The sequence below is a fragment of the Pseudomonas sp. AMR01 genome, assembly GCF_041946035.1.
Taxonomy (GTDB): Bacteria; Pseudomonadota; Gammaproteobacteria; order Pseudomonadales; family Pseudomonadaceae; genus Aquipseudomonas; species Aquipseudomonas antarctica_B.
The window spans coordinates 1-628 of record NZ_JAUTYR010000116.1 but is presented as its reverse complement, the minus strand read 5'-3'; the positions used below and the strand labels follow the sequence as shown (position 1 = coordinate 628).

Here is a 628-nt window from a genome sequence, read left to right as displayed (position 1 = left end):
CCGAGGATGGCTTGGCCGCAGAACAGGCGGCTGAAAAGGCCAGCACCGTGCGCGCCTTCACGCGCCGCCACCCGGTGCGCAAACCGTTCCCCGATCACTTGCCCCGCGAGCGGGTTGTCGTCGAAGCACCTACCGCTTGCACCTGCTGTGGCTCAGACCGGATCGTAAAGATGGGTGAAGATCTCACCGAGACGCTGGAGGTGATCCCACGTCAGTGGAAGGTGATCCAGACTGTGCGCGAGAAGTTCACTTGCCGGGCCTGCGAGAAGATCAGCCAGCCGCCGGCGCCGTTCCATGCGATTCCGCGCGGATGGGCCGGGCCCAGCCTGATCGCAATGCTGATCTTCGAGAAATATGGTCAGCACCAGCCGTTGAACCGGCAGGCCGAGCGGTTCGCCCGTGAAGGCGTCGAGTTGAGCCTGTCGACCCTGGCAGATCTGGTCGGGCATGCGACGGTCGCGTTGCAGCCGATCCATGCCCTAATCGAAAGCCATGTGCATGCCGCTCACCGCCTGCATGGCGACGATACGACTGTGCCGCTTCTGGCGCGCGGCGGCGCGAAAAAGGCCCGGCTCTGGACCTATGTGCGTGATGATCGGCCATGGAATGGTGGCGCGCCACCAGCGGC

1 protein-coding gene is annotated in these 628 nt (G+C 64.6%); it reads left to right on the top strand.

Annotation, left to right across the window (positions count from 1 at the left end):
• On the top strand, positions 1-628 hold a 628-nt coding region (locus Q7C20_RS26805; RefSeq protein ID WP_375071197.1), incomplete at both ends, for an IS66 family transposase.